The sequence below is a fragment of the Endobacter medicaginis genome (assembly GCF_014192375.1).
GTDB classification, from domain to species: domain Bacteria; phylum Pseudomonadota; class Alphaproteobacteria; order Acetobacterales; family Acetobacteraceae; genus Endobacter; species Endobacter medicaginis.
The window spans coordinates 92,329-111,389 of sequence record NZ_JACHXV010000004.1 but is presented as its reverse complement, the minus strand read 5'-3'; the positions used below and the strand labels follow the sequence as shown (position 1 = coordinate 111,389).

General features: G+C 68.0%; 22 protein-coding genes and 1 tRNA gene. 20 read left to right on the top strand and 3 right to left on the bottom strand.

The window, feature by feature from the left end:
* Positions 1–158 precede the first annotated feature (158 nt).
* The 9 genes from FHR90_RS06220 (at position 159) to FHR90_RS06180 (ending at position 6,769) form a co-directional block, all read left to right on the top strand.
* A complete protein-coding gene (locus FHR90_RS06220; protein ID WP_183274928.1) occupies positions 159–659 on the top strand; it encodes a DUF2165 family protein in 501 nt (166 codons plus the stop codon).
* 106 nt (positions 660–765) lie between these two features.
* The gene (locus FHR90_RS06215) at positions 766–1,554 is read left to right on the top strand and encodes an ABC transporter ATP-binding protein (protein WP_176625547.1); all 789 of its coding nucleotides are present in this window, start codon (positions 766–768) and stop codon (positions 1,552–1,554) included.
* Complete coding sequence (locus tag FHR90_RS06210; protein ID WP_176625549.1) at positions 1,551–2,324, top strand: ABC transporter permease; 774 nt, start codon at positions 1,551–1,553, stop codon at positions 2,322–2,324. Before FHR90_RS06215 ends, FHR90_RS06210 begins: the two co-directional genes overlap by 4 nt.
* Positions 2,325–2,328: 4 nt before the next feature.
* The gene (locus FHR90_RS06205; protein ID WP_183274927.1) at positions 2,329–3,993 is read left to right on the top strand and encodes a CocE/NonD family hydrolase; all 1,665 of its coding nucleotides are present in this window, start codon (positions 2,329–2,331) and stop codon (positions 3,991–3,993) included.
* A gap of 5 nt (positions 3,994–3,998) precedes the next feature.
* Positions 3,999–4,415 carry a cupin domain-containing protein gene (locus tag FHR90_RS06200; RefSeq protein ID WP_176626941.1) on the top strand — a complete coding sequence of 139 codons (417 nt, stop codon included), beginning with the start codon at positions 3,999–4,001 and terminating at the stop codon, positions 4,413–4,415.
* A complete protein-coding gene (locus FHR90_RS06195) occupies positions 4,412–5,173 on the top strand; it encodes a cysteine hydrolase family protein (RefSeq protein WP_183274926.1) in 762 nt (253 codons plus the stop codon). The genes FHR90_RS06200 and FHR90_RS06195 overlap by 4 nt, the downstream gene beginning before the upstream one ends.
* Complete coding sequence (locus FHR90_RS06190; RefSeq protein WP_176625786.1) at positions 5,170–6,141, top strand: ABC transporter substrate-binding protein; 972 nt, start codon at positions 5,170–5,172, stop codon at positions 6,139–6,141. The genes FHR90_RS06195 and FHR90_RS06190 overlap by 4 nt, the downstream gene beginning before the upstream one ends.
* Positions 6,138–6,518, top strand: a complete 381-nt coding sequence (gene hpxZ, locus FHR90_RS06185) for an oxalurate catabolism protein HpxZ (RefSeq protein ID WP_176625788.1) — start codon at positions 6,138–6,140, stop codon at positions 6,516–6,518. Before FHR90_RS06190 ends, hpxZ begins: the two co-directional genes overlap by 4 nt.
* A gap of 26 nt (positions 6,519–6,544) precedes the next feature.
* Entirely contained in the window at positions 6,545–6,769 is a 225-nt protein-coding gene (locus FHR90_RS06180) for a hypothetical protein (RefSeq protein ID WP_176625790.1), read from the top strand.
* 67 nt (positions 6,770–6,836) lie between these two features.
* On the opposite strand, the gene FHR90_RS17620 is transcribed toward FHR90_RS06180, so the two are convergent.
* Both FHR90_RS17620 and puuE read right to left on the bottom strand, forming a co-directional pair.
* Positions 6,837–7,535 (bottom strand): cold-shock protein, encoded by a 699-nt coding sequence (locus tag FHR90_RS17620; protein ID WP_183274925.1) that lies wholly within the window; start codon positions 7,533–7,535, stop codon positions 6,837–6,839.
* 203 nt (positions 7,536–7,738) lie between these two features.
* Entirely contained in the window at positions 7,739–8,665 is a 927-nt protein-coding gene (puuE, locus tag FHR90_RS06170) for an allantoinase PuuE (protein WP_176621627.1), read from the bottom strand.
* Between the two features lie 74 nt (positions 8,666–8,739).
* Between puuE and FHR90_RS06165 the strand changes: the two genes are divergently transcribed.
* From FHR90_RS06165 to FHR90_RS06155, 3 genes are read left to right on the top strand one after another with little or no spacing between them, the layout of a single operon-like run.
* Positions 8,740–9,777: a lipid A deacylase LpxR family protein gene (locus FHR90_RS06165; protein ID WP_176621628.1), complete on the top strand. Its 1,038-nt coding sequence runs from the start codon at positions 8,740–8,742 to the stop codon at positions 9,775–9,777.
* A gap of 10 nt (positions 9,778–9,787) precedes the next feature.
* Positions 9,788–10,714, top strand: a complete 927-nt coding sequence (gene msrP, locus FHR90_RS06160) for a protein-methionine-sulfoxide reductase catalytic subunit MsrP (RefSeq protein WP_176621629.1) — start codon at positions 9,788–9,790, stop codon at positions 10,712–10,714.
* A complete protein-coding gene (locus FHR90_RS06155) occupies positions 10,711–11,025 on the top strand; it encodes a hypothetical protein (RefSeq protein WP_176621630.1) in 315 nt (104 codons plus the stop codon). Before msrP ends, FHR90_RS06155 begins: the two co-directional genes overlap by 4 nt.
* Positions 11,026–11,057: 32 nt before the next feature.
* Here FHR90_RS06155 and FHR90_RS06150 read toward each other — a convergent pair whose 3' ends face one another.
* Positions 11,058–11,612 carry a hypothetical protein gene (locus tag FHR90_RS06150; protein WP_176621631.1) on the bottom strand — a complete coding sequence of 185 codons (555 nt, stop codon included), beginning with the start codon at positions 11,610–11,612 and terminating at the stop codon, positions 11,058–11,060.
* 60 nt (positions 11,613–11,672) lie between these two features.
* On the opposite strand from FHR90_RS06150, the gene FHR90_RS06145 reads away from it, so the two are divergent.
* The 8 genes from FHR90_RS06145 (at position 11,673) to nuoG (ending at position 19,061) form a co-directional block, all read left to right on the top strand.
* Positions 11,673–11,749, top strand: a tRNA-Asp gene (locus tag FHR90_RS06145).
* Between the two features lie 280 nt (positions 11,750–12,029).
* Positions 12,030–12,395, top strand: a complete 366-nt coding sequence (locus FHR90_RS06140) for an NADH-quinone oxidoreductase subunit A (RefSeq protein ID WP_176621632.1) — start codon at positions 12,030–12,032, stop codon at positions 12,393–12,395.
* Between the two features lie 5 nt (positions 12,396–12,400).
* Positions 12,401–12,967 carry a NuoB/complex I 20 kDa subunit family protein gene (locus tag FHR90_RS06135; RefSeq protein WP_176621633.1) on the top strand — a complete coding sequence of 189 codons (567 nt, stop codon included), beginning with the start codon at positions 12,401–12,403 and terminating at the stop codon, positions 12,965–12,967.
* 43 nt (positions 12,968–13,010) lie between these two features.
* On the top strand, positions 13,011–13,640 hold the full coding sequence (locus FHR90_RS06130) for an NADH-quinone oxidoreductase subunit C (RefSeq protein WP_246330091.1): 630 nt from the start codon (positions 13,011–13,013) through the stop codon (positions 13,638–13,640).
* A complete protein-coding gene (locus tag FHR90_RS06125) occupies positions 13,637–14,908 on the top strand; it encodes an NADH-quinone oxidoreductase subunit D (protein ID WP_176621635.1) in 1,272 nt (423 codons plus the stop codon). Before FHR90_RS06130 ends, FHR90_RS06125 begins: the two co-directional genes overlap by 4 nt.
* 3 nt (positions 14,909–14,911) lie before the next feature.
* Positions 14,912–15,664 carry a complex I 24 kDa subunit family protein gene (locus FHR90_RS06120; protein ID WP_176621636.1) on the top strand — a complete coding sequence of 251 codons (753 nt, stop codon included), beginning with the start codon at positions 14,912–14,914 and terminating at the stop codon, positions 15,662–15,664.
* 1 nt (position 15,665) lies between these two features.
* Positions 15,666–16,997: an NADH-quinone oxidoreductase subunit NuoF gene (gene nuoF / locus FHR90_RS06115; RefSeq protein WP_176621637.1), complete on the top strand. Its 1,332-nt coding sequence runs from the start codon at positions 15,666–15,668 to the stop codon at positions 16,995–16,997.
* A gap of 6 nt (positions 16,998–17,003) precedes the next feature.
* The gene (nuoG, locus tag FHR90_RS06110) at positions 17,004–19,061 is read left to right on the top strand and encodes an NADH-quinone oxidoreductase subunit NuoG (protein ID WP_176621638.1); all 2,058 of its coding nucleotides are present in this window, start codon (positions 17,004–17,006) and stop codon (positions 19,059–19,061) included.

Below are 19,061 nucleotides of genomic sequence, written 5' to 3'. Positions count from 1 at the left end.
GTGCTGCTGTTGCTGCGGCGATGGTGGCGCGGCCGGACGCCCCGCTCAAAGCATCATTTTCACCCTCCGCTGCTGCTTTTTTGATGGCACATCCCGGCTTGCGCACCCCCATCGCGCCCGGCGATGCTGGCCGCGACGCGCGCCAAGGAGAGCCCCCCATGCCCCTCTCGCCCACCATCATCTCGCGGCTGGCCAAGAGCGCGATGGTGGCCAGTCTCGGCGCCTTCGGACTGCTGGTCGCCTTCAACAATCTCACCGATTACGGCTCCAACTTCGCCTTCGTGCATCATGTGCTGGCGATGGACACCACCTTCGCCGGCAACCACCTGCTGTGGCGTGCGATCGCGCGGCCCTGGGTCTGGCATCTCGCCTACGTCACCATCATTCTCGGCGAGGCGCTGACCGGGGTGCTGTTCGTGGCCGCCTCGGTCGCGATGGCCCGCGCCCTGCGCGCCGACGCGGCCGGCTTCGCGCGGGCGCGGGCCTGGGTGCCGGCGGCGACCGCGCTGGGCTTCCTGGTCTGGTTCCTCGGCTTCTCGGTGGTCGGCGGCGAGTGGTTCGCGATGTGGCAGTCGCCGGTCTGGAACGGCCAGCAGCCCGCCTTCCGCTTCTACATCTCGATGCTGGTGGTGTGCCTCTACGTCCAGCAGCCAGATTGAGCCAGCGCTGCCTTAAAGGCAGCACTGCGTGCGACAAACACTGCTAGCCGGGGCAGGGGAGCGGTCTCTAGGCTCCGCTCGACAGCGCAATCCTACAGGAGCCGCCTTGAGCCTGCCGATCGTCGAGATGCTGGCCGCCGAAAAGACCTTCCCCGGCGGGGTGCAGGCGCTCGCGCCGGTCGAGCTTTCGGTGCGTCCGGGCGAGCTGATCGGTCTGATCGGGCCGTCCGGCTGCGGCAAGAGCACGCTGCTCAAGCTGATCGCCAACCTGCACACGCCCTCGGCGGGAGAGATGCGCTGGTGGGGCGAGGATTTCACCCGCGTCGGTGAGGCGGGGCGGCGCCTCTCCTTCGTCTTTCAGGACCCGACCCTGATGCCCTGGGCGGATGTGGCGACCAACGTGCGCCTGCCGCTCGATCTCGACGGCATCCCGCGCGACGAGGCCCGCGCACGTGTCGCCCCGGCCCTCGCCCAGGTCGGCCTGTCCCATGCCGCCGATCGCACCCCGGCGCAGCTTTCGGGCGGCATGCGCATGCGCGTTTCCATCGCCCGCGCCCTGGTCACCCGGCCCGACCTGCTGCTGATGGACGAGCCGTTCGCAGCGCTGGACGAATTCACCCGCAACCGTCTCGACGAGGACATGGCGCTGCTATGCGCGCAGGGCGGGCTGACCACGATCTTCGTTACCCATTCACTCACAGAGGCCGCGTTCCTCTCCACCCGCGTGCTGGTGATGGCCCCCGATCCGGGCCGCATCCACGCCGAGTACGCGATCGACCCCACCATCGTCCGCGACGAGGCGTTCCGGCTGAGCGCGGAGTTCGCCGCCATCTGCCGCGATCTCTCAGCCCTGCTCAACGAGGTCTCGCACGCACGGGCGGCGGCCGACGCATGAAGCGCGCCCAGCTCTCCACCGTGCTCGGCCCGCTGATTGTCGGCATCGCCGTGCTGGCCCTGTGGCAGGCGATCTGCCGGCTATGGCATATCCCGCCCTATCTGATGCCGGCACCGACCGACATCGCCGCCTCTCTGGTCGCCAACGCCGTCCCGCTGCTGCATGCGCTGCGCAGCACGCTGCTGGTCACCTTCGCCGCCCTGCTGATCTCGGTGGTGCTTGGCGTGCTCGCCGCCTTCGTGCTGGTGCAGAGCCGGCTGATCGAACGCAGCCTGATGCCCTACGTCATCATCATGCAGGTCACGCCGATCGTCGCCATCGCGCCGCTGATCATCATCCTGGTCAAATCCACCCTGCCGGCGCTGATCGTCTGCGCCACCCTGATCGCGATCTTCCCGATCATCTCCAACACGCTCGCCGGGCTGCGCAGCGTCGATCCGGGGCTGGAATCGTTCTTCCGCATGCACAAGGCGAGCCGCCTGCAGATGCTGTGGCGGCTGCGCATCCCCTCGGCGCTGCCGATGTTCATGGCCGGCCTGCGCATCTCTGCCGGCCTGGCCCTGGTGGGTGCGATCGTCGCCGAGTTCGTTGCCGGCACCGGCGGCAACTCCGCCGGACTGGCCTACGAGATCCTCCAATCGGGCTTCCAGATGGACATCCCGCGCATGTTCGCCGCCCTGTCGCTGATCACGCTTGCGGGGCTTGCGCTGTATTTCGCCATGGCGCTGCTCGAACGCCTCGCGCTGCATCGCTGGCACGGGCAGGGCTGAGCCGATGACGCGCACGCGCCACACCGTGCTGCCGCCACAGACCGCGACCATGCGCGCGCGCGACGGCATGGCGCTCGTCGCCGATATCTGGCGCCCCGACACCGACGTGGCCTGTCCGGTGCTGCTGATGCGTCAGGCCTATGGCCGCGCGATCGGCACCTCGCTGTGCTACGCGCCACCGGAATGGTACGCCGCGCACGGCTACATCGTGGTGATCCAGGACGTCCGCGGCCGGGGCGACTCCGAAGGCGCGTTCGAACTCTTCGAGCACGAGGCCGCCGATGGCGCCGACACCGTGCGCTGGGCGGCTGGTCTTCCCGGAGCCAATGGCCGCGTCGGCATGTTCGGCTTCTCGTTCCAGGGCACCAACCAGCTCCTCGCGCTGGCCGAAAAGCTGCCCGAGCTGCGCGCCATCGCCCCGGCGATGATCGGCTGGGATCTGTATTCCGACTGGGCCTACGAGAACGGCGCCTTCGCGCTGCGCGCCAATCTCGGCTGGGCGACGCAGCTCGCGGCCGAGACCGCGCGCCTTGCCGGCGATCACGACGCGCAGGCCGCCCTGTTCGCCGCCAGCCGAGCCCTGGGGTTCTCCGGCCCGCGCCCGGCCTTTCCCGCCCATGATACGCTGCTCGCCCGTTACAGCCATTACGCGCGCTGGCGCGATACCCCGGCCGATGATCCCTACTGGGCCGCCATCTCGCCCGCCGCCCATCTCGATGCGATCATCGCCAATGCGCCCGCGGTGCTGCTGATCGGCGGCTGGTACGACAGCCATCTGACCGGCACGCTGGCCGCGTATCGCGCTCTTGCCCCGCACATGCCCACCCGCCTCGCGGTCGGGCCATGGACACATTTCCCCTGGGACCGACGCGTGGGCGCGCTGGATTTCGGCGCGGCGGCGATGATGCCGGTCGATCACGCCCAGCTCGCCTTCTTCGACCGCTGGCTGAAGGACACGCCCGGCACCACGCCGGAACGCGGCGTGCATCTGTTCGACATGGGCGCGAAGCTCTGGCGGGATCTCGAGACCCTGCCGGATCCGACGACCAGCCTCTGCCTAGACGGCCGCGGCCGCTCGGCGATCGACAGCCGTGACGGGCGCCTCGTCTTCGTCCCGCTTGCGGGCGACGTCGTCTTCGACCCGCCTGCGGGCGACATCGCCGAACGCCTGACGCTGGACCCCTGGCGCCCGGCCACCCCCGTCGGCGGCACGTTCGGCGTCCCCGCTGGCCCGATCGACCGGGCGGCGAGCGATGCGCGCTCCGACGTGCTCACCTTCACCACCGACCCGCTCACGACGCCGCTGCTGCTGGCGGGTGCGATCACGATCGACATCGCCGTCGACAGTGCCGCGCCGAGCTTCGACCTGCATGCGGTGCTCTCGCGCATCGACGCCACCGGCGCTGTCTGGCCGCTGGCCGAGGGATTCGCGACTCTCGCCCCCGGATCGGCCACGCTCCCGATGCGCGCCACCTGCTGCCGACTCGAGACTGGCGAGGCGCTGCGCCTGTCGATCTCGCCGGCCGCTTTCCCCGCTTTCACGGTCAATCCCGGCACCGGACAGCCCCCCTGGACCGCCAGCCTCGCCGATCAGCGCGTGACCGTGCTGCATGTGCGCTGCCGCGACAGCCGCCTGAACCTGCCGATCCACCCCGTCGCCCAGGAGTGAACCCGATGTCGTTCTTCAAGGCTTCCGCCGACCAGCTCGAAGCGTTCCGCATCTCGCCTGCCGACAGCAACTACTTCGTCATGCTGTTCGACCGTGAGGCCGGCGACTGCGCCTCGGTGGCGGTGGTCGAGATCTTCACCGTCGGCGGCCGCACCCCGCCCAACACGCATCGCGATGCCGACGAGATGTTCTTCGTGCTCAGCGGCGAGGGCCGCGCGATCTGCGACGGACGCGAAACCACGGTGCGCAAGGGGGATGCCCTGCTGGTCAAGCCGGGCGCGGAGCACATCGTCGAGAACACCGGCTCGTCGAAGCTCTACACGCTGACGGTGATGATGCCCGACGAGGAGTTCGGCGCGCTGATCCGTGCCGGCGAGCGCGTCGAGCTCGATGCCGAGGACCGCGCGGTGCTGTGCGGATGAGGGCGCTGGGTGCGACCGCGGCCAATGCCTGGCAGGTCTCGGCGGAGGCGGTCAGCCTGCTGCGCCCCGCCCGCCCCGCCCGCCCGATCACCCTGGCCGCCAGCCCGCAGCGCCTCACGCTCGATCTGGCACGAACCGCGCTGGTCGTGATCGACATGCAGAACGATTTCTGCCACCCGGCCGGCTGGCTTGCCGGCATCGGCGTCGACATCGCTCCCGCCCGCACGCCGATCGCGCCGCTGCGCACGCTGCTGCCGGTGTTGCGGGAGGCCTCGGTGCCGGTGGTGTGGGTCAACTGGGGCAACCGGCCCGACCGGCTCAACCTCCCGCCCGGCGTGCTGCATGTCTACGATCCGACCGGGGAGGGGAGAGGGCTCGGCGCCCGCCTGCCCGGCCAGGACGGCGGCGTGCTGGAAGCGGCGAGCTGGAACGCCGCCATCGTCGAAGAACTCAGCCCCCCGCCCGGCGACATTACGGTGGCGAAATACCGCATGAGCGGCTTTTGGGACACCGAGCTCGACTCGATCCTGCGCAACCTGCGCGTCGACACGCTGCTGTTCGCCGGCGTCAACGTCGACCAGTGCGTGTTCTGCACGCTGACCGATGCCGCCTGTCTCGGCTACGACGTGGTGCTGCTGGAGGATTGCGCCGCCACCACCTCGCCGGGCTTCTGCGCGCAGGCAACGGTCTATAACGTGCGCCAATGCTTCGGCTTCACCACCCGATCGACCGATCTTCTGGCGGGGATCGCCGCATGAAGCGCCGCCACTTCCTCGCCGGTGCCGCATCGGTCCTCGCCGCCCCGCATGTCGCCCGCGCCACGACGCGCCCGTTCCGCTTCACCACCAACTGGTATGCCCAGGCCGAACATGCCGGCTTCTACCAGGCGCTGGCGCGGGGCTTCTATCGCGACGCCGGGCTCGAGGTGGAGATTGCCCATGGCGGCCCGCAGGTCAACGACATGCAGCTCCTGCTGGCCGGCAATTGCGACATGATCCTCGGCGGTGCCGGCGAGGCGATGATCGCACAAGGCCGCTCGATGCCGGTGGTCACCGTCGCCACCACCTTCGCCCATGCGCTGGCCGGGCTGGTCGTGCATCCCGACATCCACACCATGGCCGATCTCAAGGGTCACACTATCCTGCTCAGCACCGAGGTCCGCGCCACCACATGGCCGCTGCTGAAGGCGAAATTCGGCTTCACCGACGCCCAGGTGCGTCCCTACACCTTCAACATCCAGCCCTTCGTGCTCGACCCGACCATCGCGATGCAGGCCTTCGCCACCTCCGAGCCCTACGCGCTGCAGCAGGCAAAGGTGCCGTACCGGTTCCTGTCCTTCTCCGACGTGGTGGCCACAGATTACGGCAACCCGCTGCTGACCACCGCGCCGCTGATCGCCGAGCGCCGCGCCGACATCGCCGCCTTTCTCGCCGCCAGCATGCGCGGCTGGGCGGACTGGATGAGCGCCGATCCCGGCCCGGCCAACGACGCGATCCGCGCCGACAACCCGCAGATGAGCCTCGCACAGATCATGTGGTCGCGTCAGCGCTTCCGCGACACCGCCGCCTTCGGCCCGAACGGCGGCTTCTACGGCCGGCTCGATCCGGCGCGCGCCGGGCCGATTCACGACGCGCTGATCGCCGCCGGCCAGATCGGCCCGGGCGATTCGTGGAAGGCGGCGTGCGACTATGGTTTCGCCCCCGCGATGGAGTCCCGGATCGCATGACCCTCGCCCTCGACACCCCCGCCATCCTCGCCGAACTCACCGCGATGTCGGACCGCTACGAGCGGGCGCTCGCCGACAACGACATCGCCGAGCTCGACGCGCTGTTCCATGACGGTTCGGAGGTGGTGCGCTATGGCGCGACCGAATGCCTCTACGGCGCTGACGAGATCGCCGCCTTCCGTCGCGCGCGCACTGGTGGCGCGCCGCCGCGCGAGAACACCCGCCGCGCCATCACCGCCATCGGTCCGGATCTCGGTTGCGTCAATATCGAGTTCCGCCGCCTTGCCGACGGCCGCACCGGACGCCAGAGCCAGACGTGGTGGCGCGGCCCTTCGGGCTGGCGCGTGATCGCCGCCCATGTCTCACTGATGCCCTGATCGACATCCGAGGACGCATCATCGCCGTGACCAGACTTACCCTTGCCGCTGCCGCGCTGGCCGCACTCGCCCTTTCGGGCTGCGACTCGACGCCGAAACACGACCCCGCCGATCCCTTCTATGTCGGTCATGTCGCCCGCAATGTCGGCCCCGCGGCCGACCCGAGCGTCGGCACCGGCCGCAGCCCGACCGATGCGCCTCCGACAGGCGGGGCGGGCCCTTATATGTCCGGTGGTGCCGGCCCTAACTGAACAAGAAAAAACCCCCGGAAGCGCTGGCGCCTCCGGGGGTCCTTCAATCCCGATCGGGAAGGGGCGGTTAGCCGACGCTGAGAGCAGCCGCTTCCGGACCCTTGTGGCCCTGCACGACCTGCACGGTCGTCGCCTGGCCTTCGTTCAGGCTCGACAGGCCCGAGCGCTCGAGCGCCGAGGCGTGGACGAAGATGTCCTTGCCGCCGCTGTCGGGGGTGATGAAGCCGAAGCCCTTGGTGGCGTTGTACCACTTGACGATGCCACGGACTTCCTCGGCCTGCGACAGGTCGGGAGCCGCACGGCCGCCGGAGCGGAAACCGCCGCCGCCGGCACCACCGCCGAAGCCGCCGGCACGCGGGCCGGGCGAGCGGGGACGCTCGGGGGTCGCGGTGCTCTCGTCGACCGAGAGAACCTCGGCGACCTGGCGGCCCTTCGGCCCCTGGCCGATGCGCACGCGGAGCGTCGCGCCGGGGCTGACGCTGTCATGGCCGGACTGCGAGAGCGCATTGGCGTGCAGGAACACGTCGCCCGAGCCGTCCGACAGTTCGACGAAGCCGAAGCCCTTCTCGCCGTTGAACCACTTCACCGAGGCGTCCTGATCCGGACCCGAGGCGATCACCGACGGGCCGGAGGAGGGGCCACCGAAGCCGGGACGGCGCGGCGGGCCGCCACGGTCGAACGAGGGCGGCGGGGAAGACATGAAATCGTCGTCAAAGCCGCCGCGGCGCGGGGAGCGGCTGCTGCGGTCGGTCCGGTTACTTCTCAACGGTCATAATCCCGAAAACTGGGGGGTGGCGCCGGTCGATGACGCCCCGAGTGGATACAGACGAACAAACAACAACCTGGGCACGAGGCCAGCGACTGAAGCAGCGTCAGGAGGATGCGTAGCACATTCCCCGATCGCATTGCCATAGCGACGAGGGGAGGCTGTCAAGAGAGTTTTGTGAACGCTGTGTTGCACGAACCGCGTCAGCCGGCGGGATGGGTCGCCATCCAGTGCCTCGCGATCGCCTCGCGCGTGCACACCCACGCACCGCCGCGCTGCATCACATGGTCCATGAACCGCGCCAGCGCCCGCGCGCGTCCCGGCCGCCCGGCGAGGCGGCAATGCAGCCCGACCGACATCATCGCCGGGCTGTGCGCACCCTCGTCATGGAGCTGGTCGAACGTGTCGCGCAGATAGGTGAAGAAATCCTCCCCTTGCGCGAATCCGGCCGGGGTCGAGAACCGCATGTCGTTCACATCGAGCGTGTAGGGCACGATGAGCTGTGCCGCGCCATCCGGGCGCGGGTGCGCGGTGTCCCAGTAGGGCAGGTCGTCGGCATACGAATCGGCGTTGTAGAGAAATCCGCCCTCGGCCGCGACGAGGCGGTGGGTGTTGGGGCTGCACCGGCCGAGATACCAGCCCAGCGGCCGGCTGCCGGTGATCGCCCGCTGCACCTCGACGGCACGCGCGAGATCCGCGGCCTCGATCTCCTCGGGCAGTTTCTGGTAATCGATCCAGCGATAGCCATGCGAGGCGATCTCGCCCCCTGCGGCGACGAACGCCTCCGCAAGCGCGGGATACCGCTCCAGCGCCATGCCGACCGCGAACACGGTGAACGGCAGTCCGCGCTCGCTGAACAGCCGCAGCAGCCGCCAGACCCCGATGCGGCTGCCATATTCATACAGGCTTTCCATGTTCATGTGCCGCGCGCCGACGATCGGCTGCGCGGAGACGATCTCGGAGAGAAATGCCTCCGAGGCGGCGTCGCCATGCAGGATGTTGTTCTCGCCGCCCTCCTCGTAATTGATCACGAACTGCACCGCGACCCGTGCGCCCCCCGGCCAGGCCGGATCGGGCCGGGTGGCGCCGTAGCCGATCATGTCGCGCGGGTAGGGGGCGGGGCCGGTCATCAGGGACGCCTTTCGTCTTGTCGAAGAACTCTCTAAGAACAGATGGACTTCTCCGCAGGGGACATAGGGATTCGATGACCACCAGATTCGCAAGTGGCTTCGGCCGTGCCCCTTTCCGCCAGGCGGCCCTCGCCGCGACGCTGGCTACCGCGGCGCCGATCGCCGCCCACGCCCAGACCGTCAGCCTCGCCAGCCCCGACCCCTATGGCATCTACACGATCCAGGGCGAGAACGACGCCGTCTCGACCCAGAAGGGCACCTCCGACCGCTACTACACCTCCGGCCTGCGGCTGGGCTGGACCTCGCCCGAGGACATCCTGCCTGCCGGACTCGACAATCTCGGCCATGTGGTGATGGGACAAGGTCGCCAGCGCATCGCGCTCGGCCTGCAGCAGTCGATCTACACGCCCGACAACACCCAGATCGCCCTGCCGCCGACCCGCTCGCGCCCCTATGCCGGCGTGCTGATCGGCACCGCGACGCTGATCAACGACACCGCGCTGTCACGCTCCACCTTCGGCATCCAGGCCGGTGTACTTGGTCCGTGGGCGCTCGGCCGGCAGGTGCAGAACGGCTTCCACGACATCATCGGCGACACCGAGAACCGCGGCTGGGACACCCAGCGCTCCAACCAGCCGATCTTCCAGGTCGACGCCTCGCGCACCTGGCGCCTGCCGGTGATCGGCGCCTACGGCATCGGCGTCGACGTGCTGCCGGCGGTCAGTGCCGAGATCGGCAACCTGCGCGATTCGGTGATGCTCGGTTCCACCCTGCGCATCGGCCACGGGCTGGACAGCGATTTCGGTGTGTCGCGCATCAGCCCCGGCCTGTCCGGCGGCGATGCCTACCGCAACACCCGCACCTTCGCCTGGTATGCCTTCGCCGGCGTGGACGGCCAGGCGGTGGGCTATGACGCGCTGCTCGACGGCTCGACCACGGATTATGCGCGCCCCTCGAAGATCTGGGACGTGGGCGAGATGCAGGCCGGCCTGGCCCTGCTCTACCACGGCGTACGCCTCTCCTACACCCAGACCTGGCAGACGCAGGAGTTCCGCGGCCAGAAGGCGGGCCTGTTCAATTTCGGCTCGCTCGCGCTGTCGGCGAAGTTCTGACCCACAGCCGATGCTGATCCGTATCCCCCGTGCCTGGGAGATCGCGGAGCACCGGGCCACGCCGGAGGCAGTGGTGCGCCGGCGCGGCACCCTTGGCCGCCGGGGCCTGATCGGCGGCGGGCTCGCCCTGGGCCTCGCCGCGCCCGCCCATGCGCGCGACTATCCGCCCGGTCGCGGCGTGACGCCCAAATCCGCCGTCACCAGCTACAACAATTTCTACGAGTTCGGTGAGGACAAGGACATCGCCGACGCCGCCCAGGCGCTGAAGACCACGCCCTGGACGCTGAGCATCGACGGCCTCGTCGATCACCCGCTCACCCTCGACCCCGACCAGCTGGCGAAGATGATGCCGGTGGAGCAGCGGACCCTGCGTCATCGCTGCGTCGAGGCCTGGGCGATGACCGTGCCCTGGACCGGCTTTCCGCTCGCCGCCCTGGTGGCGAAGGTCTCGCCGAAGCCCCAGGCGCGATATCTGCGCTTCACCTCCGCCGAGCAGGAGTCGATGCCGGGGATCTCCAGCCCGCTCTACCCGTGGCCCTATCGCGAGGGGGTCACGCTCGCCGAGGCCACCAACGACCTCGCCTTCCTTGCCACCGGTATGTATGGCGGTCCGCTGATGAAGCAGGACGGTGCGCCGATCCGGCTGCTGCTACCATGGAAATACGGCTTCAAATCCGCGAAATCCCTCACGCGCATCACCTTCACCGACCGCCAGCCCGAGACCTTCTGGCAGTCGCTCGGCCCGAACGAGTACGGATTCTGGGCCAATGTGAACCCCGACGTGCCGCATCCGCGCTGGACGCAATCCTCAGAACGCCTGCTCGGCTCCGATGAACGCGTGCCCACGCAGATCTTCAACGGCTATGGCGAGTGGGTGGCTGGTCTCTACAAGGGCGGCGCGTTCGCGCAGATGTCGCCGCAGGTGCTGTTTCGATGAACGGGCGCGCATCGCCGAGGCACCGTCGCGACCGGACCGCCCGCATTGCCGGGATCGCCAGCGCGCTGTGCTTCGGCCTTTCCGCAGTGATCTCGCTGCTCGCCCCGGAAGGCATCGACCTCGGCCAGTGGCTTCTGATGCTCGACCCGTCCCTGCATGCCTGGCTGCAACGCCACGCCGGCGGTGCGCTGTGGACCGGGCTGATCGGACCGATCCTGGTCCGCCCCGCCTGGCTGCTGCCCGCCATGGCCGGTGCGCTTGCCGCAACCCTAGCCTGGACCGTCTCCAGCGGTCGCCGCGCCCGCCGCTGAGCTTTCGGCAGCGGATATCGGCGAGCCTGCCGTTACCGGTCGAAAACCGCGACTCCCGTATTCGTCCTCAGGGGTTCGGCGGGTGGCATGGTGGGGTTGGTCGCATAACTGTGACCATCAAAGGGAAGTCTCGCCTCGTAGCAGACGCGGATGCCGCCGCCGCAAACCAGCACACCCAGGTCGTGCCAGTCATGATGGCGTGTCGGTAGCACCCGGATCGGCGGGCGGGCGAGGGTGATTTGCGATACCAGCCGCATGCCGACTGATTCACGGTCGAGAACCAGCAACGTGCAGCCGCCCGATCCGCAGAAGGACGGATCTTCGAGAAGGACGAGCATCTGTGATCCACCGCCGTCCTGCAGCCTGACCTCGCTGACACGGTAGGCGGACGGTGCCTGACGCTTGAAATGGTCATGCAGCCAAGTATCGAGGCTGAGGAATGGCCGTTGCCGGGTGATGCCATCGCCGGTGCGGCGAGCGCGAACCAGGCGACGCATGGCGCCGACAGCAGGAATCGCAAGGTGTTCAGCATTGAAATCGTCCGGGGCTGGTGCCGGCTCAACGCCGTAAGCCGACATGCGCTGCATTCGATGAAAAACCCGCCTTGACGCCCCCGGGTCGGGCCATTAGACAGCGCTCCACACCACGCGGGTGTAGCTCAGTTGGTTAGAGCGCCGGCCTGTCACGCCGGAGGTCGCGGGTTCGAGCCCCGTCACTCGCGCCATGGTGCGTGCCGCATCCGGCATGCACGGCGCTCCGCACAATCTGTCTCAAACACAGGCGTTTGAACGAGTTCGTTCAGACGCGTTGTCTCGCTTTCGACGCAATCGCGTCGTCAAAAACCCGTAATCTTGCTGCGCTGCACACTGGCGGGCGCCGCGCATTGGGGCTAGGGTCGCCGCAACGAGCGAGGTATGCCGCCCCGAGCGGCGGCCTCGCCCTGCGTGCGCCCGACGCCGCCGGACAGGCTGCCGAGGGTCGCCCACAGACGAAGGGGACAGACATTGGCACCGGTCATCAACGACTATTTCCCGGTTCTGGTGTTCGTCGTGATCGCCTTCGTGATCGCGCTCGCGATGGTCGGCGGCTCGCTGCTGGCGGGCAAGCAGAAGCCCTATCCCGAGAAGCTGAGCGCTTATGAATGCGGCTTCGAGGCATTCGACGATTCGCGTCGACGCTTCGACGTGCGGTTCTATCTGGTGTCGATCCTGTTCATCATCTTCGATCTCGAGGTCGCATTCCTGTTTCCCTGGGCGGTCAGCCTGTCGCGGATCGGGATGTTCGGCTTCCTGTCGATGCTCGGGTTCCTCGGCGTGCTGACGGTCGGGTTCATCTATGAGTGGCGCAAGGGCGCGCTGGAGTGGGAGTGAGCGCGATGAGCGTCACGACGACGGGCAGCAACGATCTGGTCTGGAACCGCGAGGCGCTGCCGCCGGGTCCGGAACAGGAAGCCGTGGTGCGCGGCATCACCGGCGAGATGGCCGACAAGGGTTTCGTGGTCGCCAATCTCGACCGGGTGGTGAACTGGGCGCGTACCGGCTCGCTGTGGCCGATGACCTTCGGGCTGGCCTGCTGTGCAGTGGAGATGATCCACGCCTACATGCCGCGCTACGATCTCGATCGGTTCGGCATCATTCCGCGCGCCTCGCCGCGGCAGAGCGACGTGATGATCGTCGCCGGCACGCTGACCAACAAGATGGCGCCCGCCTTGCGCCGGGTCTACGACCAGATGGCCGAGCCGCGCTGGGTGATCTCGATGGGCAGCTGTGCCAACGGCGGCGGCTACTACCATTATTCCTATTCGGTGGTACGCGGTTGCGACCGTGTGGTGCCGGTCGATGTCTATGTGCCGGGCTGTCCGCCGACCGCCGAGGCGCTGGTTTACGGGATCATGCAGTTGCAGAAGAAGATCCGCCGCACCGGGACCATCCTGCGTGACTGACGCCGCCTATGTCTCCCTCCCGGCCGATCGTACCGCTGCCCGTCTGGGCGTGCTGGCGGTCCGCTTCACCACCACCTTCACCGGGCTCGACTCGGTCGGCATCGAGAAGGGCGAGCTCGTGCTGCGCGTTCGTCGCGACCGGCTGCTCGATCTGATGCTGCGTCTGCGCGACGATCCGGGTTTCCGCTTCGAGCAGATGATGGATCTGTGCGGGGTGGATTTCCCGGCGCGACGAGAGCGCTTCGAGGTCGTCTACAATCTGCTGTCGCTGACCCACAACAACCGCATCCGCGTCATCACCACCACCGACGAGACGCAGCCGGTGCCGTCCGTGCACCGCATCTGGCCCTGCGCGACCTGGTGGGAGCGCGAATGCTACGACCTGTTCGGCGTGGTGTTCTCCGGCCAGCCCGACCTGCGCCGTATCCTCACCGATTATGGGTTCGAGGGGCATCCGCTGCGCAAGGACTTCCCGCTCACCGGCCATGTCGAGATGCGCTACGACGCGGACCGCCGCGCCTGCATCTACGAGCCGGTGTCGCTGACCCAGGATTTCCGCAATTTCGATTTCGAATCGCCGTGGGAAGGGGTGCTCACCCTGCCTGGCGACGAGAAGGTGCATGAAACGCGGCAGGGGCCCGAATACCGGGTGCCGCCGGAGGCCGCACGATGAGCGAGTACAAGGCGCCCACCGAGGCTTCGCTCGATCTCGCCGACATCCCCGAGGCGCTGCTGCCCGAGGCCGCGGTCGAGGAGCGTGCGCTGCGCACGGTCGAGATCGATTCCCATGCGATGAATTTCGGCCCCCAGCACCCGGCCGCCCACGGCGTGCTGCGCATGGTGCTGGAGATGGATGGGGAGGTGGTCGCGCGCGCCGATCCGCATGTCGGACTGCTGCATCGCGGCACCGAGAAGCTGATCGAATACAAGACCTACATGAAGGCGCTGCCGTATTTCGACCGGCTCGATTACGTCTCGCCGATGTGCGAGGAGCATGCCTTCGCGCTCGCCGTCGAGAAGTTGCTTGGCGTGACCGCACCTGAGCGCGCGCAGTGGATCCGGGTGATGTTCGCCGAGATCACGCGAATCCTGAACCACATCCTCAACGTCACCTCCTTCGCGCTCGATTGCGGCGGGCTCACGCCTTCGCTGTGGGGCTATGAGGAACGCGAGATCCTGATGGAGTTCTACGAGGCGGCGTCCGGCGCGCGTCTGCATGCGAACTATTTCCGTCCCGGCGGTGTGGCGCGCGACCTTCCGGATGGCCTGATCGAGAAGATCCAGAGCTGGACGACGACGTTTCCGACCTTCCTCGACGACATGGAAGGCCTGCTGACCGAGAACCGGATCTGGAAGCAGCGCACCGTCGGCATTGGCACGTTCTCCGCCGAGCAGGCGATGGCCTGGGGTTTCTCCGGGCCGTGCCTGCGCGGGTCGGGCGTGCCGTGGGATCTGCGCCGCTCGCAGCCCTATGACAAATACGCCGAGGTGGACTTCAAGATTCCCGTCGGGCGCAATGGCGACTGCTATGACCGCTATCTGGTGCGAGTCGCCGAGATGCGCGAGAGCCTGCGCATCATCCAGCAGGCCTGCGACAAGATCAGGCCGGGCCCGGTCAAGGTGGTCGATCACAAGATCACGCCCCCACCCAGGCGCGAGATGAAGCGCTCGATGGAAGCGCTGATCCATCATTTCAAGCTCTACACCGAGGGCTATCACGTGCCGGCGGGTGCGACGTACACCACGGTGGAAAGCCCCAAGGGCGAGTTCGGCGTCTATCTGGTCGCCGACGGTTCCAACAAACCCTATCGCTGCAAGATCCGGCCGACCGGCTTTGCGCATCTTCAGGCGATGGACGTTCTCGCGCACCGCCACATGCTGGCCGATGCGGTGTCGATCATCGGCTCGCTGGACCTCGTGTTCGGCGAGGTGGACAGGTAGGTCATGGACGCACTCCCTCCCTCATTCCCGCCCGGCGCCGAGCCGTTCCAGCCCGCCGCCTTTGCCTTCGATGCCGAGAGCGAGGCCGAGATCAGCAGGATTCTCGCCCGTTATCCGGCCGAGAAGCAGGCCTCCGGCGTGATCCCGCTGCTGTGGGTGGTGCAGTTCCAGATGGGGCGCACCACCGGCAGCGCCTGGGTACCGAAGGTGGCGATGGACGTGGTCGCCGCCCGTCTCGGCATGGCGCCGATCCGAGTCTATGAGGTCGCCACCTTCTACCTGATGTTCAATCTCAAGCCGGTCGGTCGTTGGCATCTGCAGGTCTGCACGACCACACCGTGCTGGCTGCGTGATTCCGACGCTGTGGTGAAATCCTGTCGCGAGGCGACGGGGATCCATCACTGGGGCGAGACCAGCGCGGACGGACTGTTCACCATGAGCGAGGTTGAGTGCCTGGGCGCCTGCGCCAACGCACCGGTGATCCAGGTCAATGTCGACTACTATGAGGATCTGGACGGCGCGAACACGCTGGAGCTCATCGAGGCGTTGCGTCGTGGCGAGCCGCCGGCGCCGGGCTCGATGATCGGCCGACAGGCGAGTTCGCCGGTCGGCGGGCGCACGACGCTGACCGAGGAGACCGAGGCGCAGGCGACGGAACCGACTTCCGAGCCGGGTGCGTCGGAGCGGCCGCTGTCGAAGCGGCCCAACGACCACAATCCGACCGAACCGGCGCCGCAGGCAGGGAAGGGGTCCTGACATGCTCAGCGACAAGGACCGCATCTTCACCAATCTCTACGGCCAGGGCGACTGGCACCTTGCCGGCGCGCGCGCGCGCGGCGACTGGGACAATACCAAGGCCATCATCGAGCTCGGCCGTGAGAAGATCGTCGACATCATGAAGGCCTCGGGCCTGCGCGGCCGTGGCGGCGCGGGCTTCCCCACCGGGCTGAAATGGTCGTTCATGCCCAAGGTGATCGGCAAGCTGCCGCATTACCTGGTCATCAACGGCGACGAGAGCGAGCCCGGTACCTGCAAGGATCGCGAGATCCTGCGTCACGAGCCGCACAAGCTGATCGAGAGCGCGCTGCTCGCCTCGTTCGCGATGGGCGCGCACACCGCCTACATCTACATCCGCGGCGAGTTCTACAACGAGGCCCGCCATCTGCAGATCGCCATCGACGAGGCCTACGAGGCCGGGCTGATCGGGCCCAATGCCTGCAATTCGGGCTGGGATTTCGACTTCCGCATCCATCGCGGGGCCGGCGCCTATATCTGCGGCGAGGAAACCGCGCTGCTCGAATCGCTTGAGGGCAAGAAGGGCATGCCGCGGCTGAAGCCGCCGTTCCCGGCCGGTATGGGGCTGTATGGCTGCCCGACCACGGTCAACAACACCGAATCCATTGCGGTGGCGTCGACCATCCTGCGTCGCGGTGCCAACTGGTTCAGTTCAATCGGCACCAAGGGCAATGCCGGCACCAAGCTGATGGCGATGTCGGGGCATATCAACCGCCCCTGCGTGGTCGAGGAGGCGATGGGCACGCCGATGCGCGAGGTGATCGAGCGTCATGGCGGCGGCGTGCGCGGCGGCTGGGACAATCTGCTTGCCGTGATTCCGGGCGGCTGTTCGGTACCGATGATCCCGCGCTCGGTCGCAGAGACCGCGCTGATGGATTTCGATAGCCTCAAGGCGGCGCAGTCGGGCCTGGGCACCGCGGCGATGATCGTGATGGACAAGTCCACCGACCTGATTGCCGCGATCGCGCGGTTCTCGAAATTCTTCAAGCACGAGAGCTGCGGTCAGTGCACGCCGTGCCGCGAGGGCACCGGCTGGATGATGCGGATGATGGAGCGCATGGTCGAGGGCCGCGCCGAAATCGAGGAAATCGATCTGCTGCATTCCGTCACCCGTCAGGTCGAGGGCAACACGATCTGCATGCTCGCCGACGCTGCCGCCTGGCCGATCCAGGGGCTGATGCGGCATTTCCGCCCGGTGATGGAGGAGCGGATCATGGCCTATAAGGCGAAGCATCCGGGGCCGCTCGCGGTGCCGAGCCCGGGCAACCTGCCGCTCCCCCAGGCGGCGGAGTAGACGGCGATGGTGAAGGTCACGATCGACGGCATCGCGGTGGATGTTCCGCGCGATACCTCCGTGCTGCAGGCGTGCGAGGTGGCGGGGCGCGAGATCCCGCGCTTCTGCTATCATGAGCGCCTCTCGGTCGCCGGCAACTGCCGCATGTGCCTCGTCGCCGTCGAGCGCGCGCCGAAGCTGATCGCGTCGTGCTCCTATCCGGTGGCGGAAGGGATGGTGGTGCGCACCGACACCGAGGTGGTGCGTCGCGCGCGCCGGGCGGTGATGGAGTTCCTGCTCATCAACCACCCGCTCGACTGCCCGATCTGCGACCAGGGCGGCGAATGCGACCTTCAGGACCAGGCGTTCGGTTACGGCGCCGATACGTCGCGCTATGCCGAGAACAAGCGCGCGGTGAAGGACAAGTATCTCGGCCCCATCGTCAAGACGGTGATGACGCGCTGCATCCAGTGCACGCGCTGTGTGCGGTTCGCGACCGAGGTGGCGGGCGTGCCGGAGCTGGGGGCGACCTCGCGCGGCGAGAACATGGAGATCGGCACCTATGTCGAGCGCGCGCTGACCTCCGAGCTGTCGGGCAATCTGGTCGATATCTGCCCGGTCGGCGCGCTGACCTCCAAGCCCTACGCGTTCACCGCGCGTCCCTGGGAGCTCAAGAAGACCGACGCGATCGACGTGGTGGATGGCCTGGGCACCAATATCCGCGTCGATGCGCGCGGCGCGGAGGTGCTGCGCATCCTGCCGCGGGTCAATGACGAGGTGAACGAGGAGTGGCTGTCCGACAAGGGCCGTCACACGGTCGACGGGCTGCGCCGCCGCCGTCTCGACTCTCCCTGGGTGCGGGTGCATGGCAAGCTGCACAAGGCAAGTTGGGAAGAGGCGTTCATCTCGCTGGGCCGTCGTCTCGCCGGCGTCGCGGGCGACAGGATCGGCGCCATCGCCGGCGATCTGTGCGATGCGGAGAGCCTGTTCGCGCTCAAGGAATTGCTCGGCGCGCTGGGGTCAACCAACCTCGACTGCCGTCAGGACGGCGCGACCTACGATGTCTCGCGCCGCGAGTTCTACACTTTCGGCTCCGGCATCGCCGGCATCGACGAGGCCGATGCGCTGCTGCTGGTCGGCAGCTGGCCGCGCCATGAGGCGCCGGTGCTCAACGCCCGTATCCGTCGCCGCTGGCTCGGCGGTCCGTTCCCGGTCGGCCAGTTCGGCGTTCCTGGCGCGGTGGACCAGACCTATGCGGTGACCTCGCTCGGCGAGACCATCGCCGATGGCTGGCTGGACCAGGCGGAAGCGGGGTTCGCCGAGGCGTTCCGGGCGGCGAAGAAGCCGATGGTGATCGTCGGTGCGGCCACGCTCGCGCGCCCCGACGGTGCGGCCATCCTTGCCCGTGCCTGGGGGCTGGCAAACGAGATCGGCGCGCTCACGCCGGAGTGGAACGGTTTCAACGTGCTGCAGACCGCCGCCTCCCGCGTCGCCGGGCTGGACATGGGCTTCCTGCCCGGACCGGGCGGGCAGGGGACGGCGGCGATGCTGGCCGGCGGTGTCGAGGTACTGTTCCTGCTGGGCGCGGACGAGATCGACGCCGCCGCGATCCCGCCCGAGACCTTCGTGGTCTATCTCGGCCATCACGGCGACCGCGGTGCGGCGCGTGCCGACCTGATCCTGCCGGGTGCGGCCTATGTCGAGAAGGACGGCACCTGGGTGAACACTGAAGGTCGCGTGCAGCGCGGCTTCCGGGCCATTTTCCCGCCCGGCGAGGCGCGCGAGGACTGGCGCATCCTGCGCGCCCTGTCGGCGGTGCTGAACGTCACCCTGCCGTTCGACACGCTCGAGGCGCTGCGGGCGAAGCTGGAGGCGGACCACCCCTCCTTCGGCCGTGCCGGACTGCCGCGCTTCGGAATGAGCGACACCACCGCGCCTGTCGCCCCCGGGCCGCTCGATGCGACGCCGCTGCGTCCGACACCGACCGATTACTACCTGACCAACCCGATTTCGCGTGCGAGCCCGACCATGGCCGAATGTGCGGCATTGCTGGGGCCGAAACCCGCTCTGGAAGCGGCGGAGTAA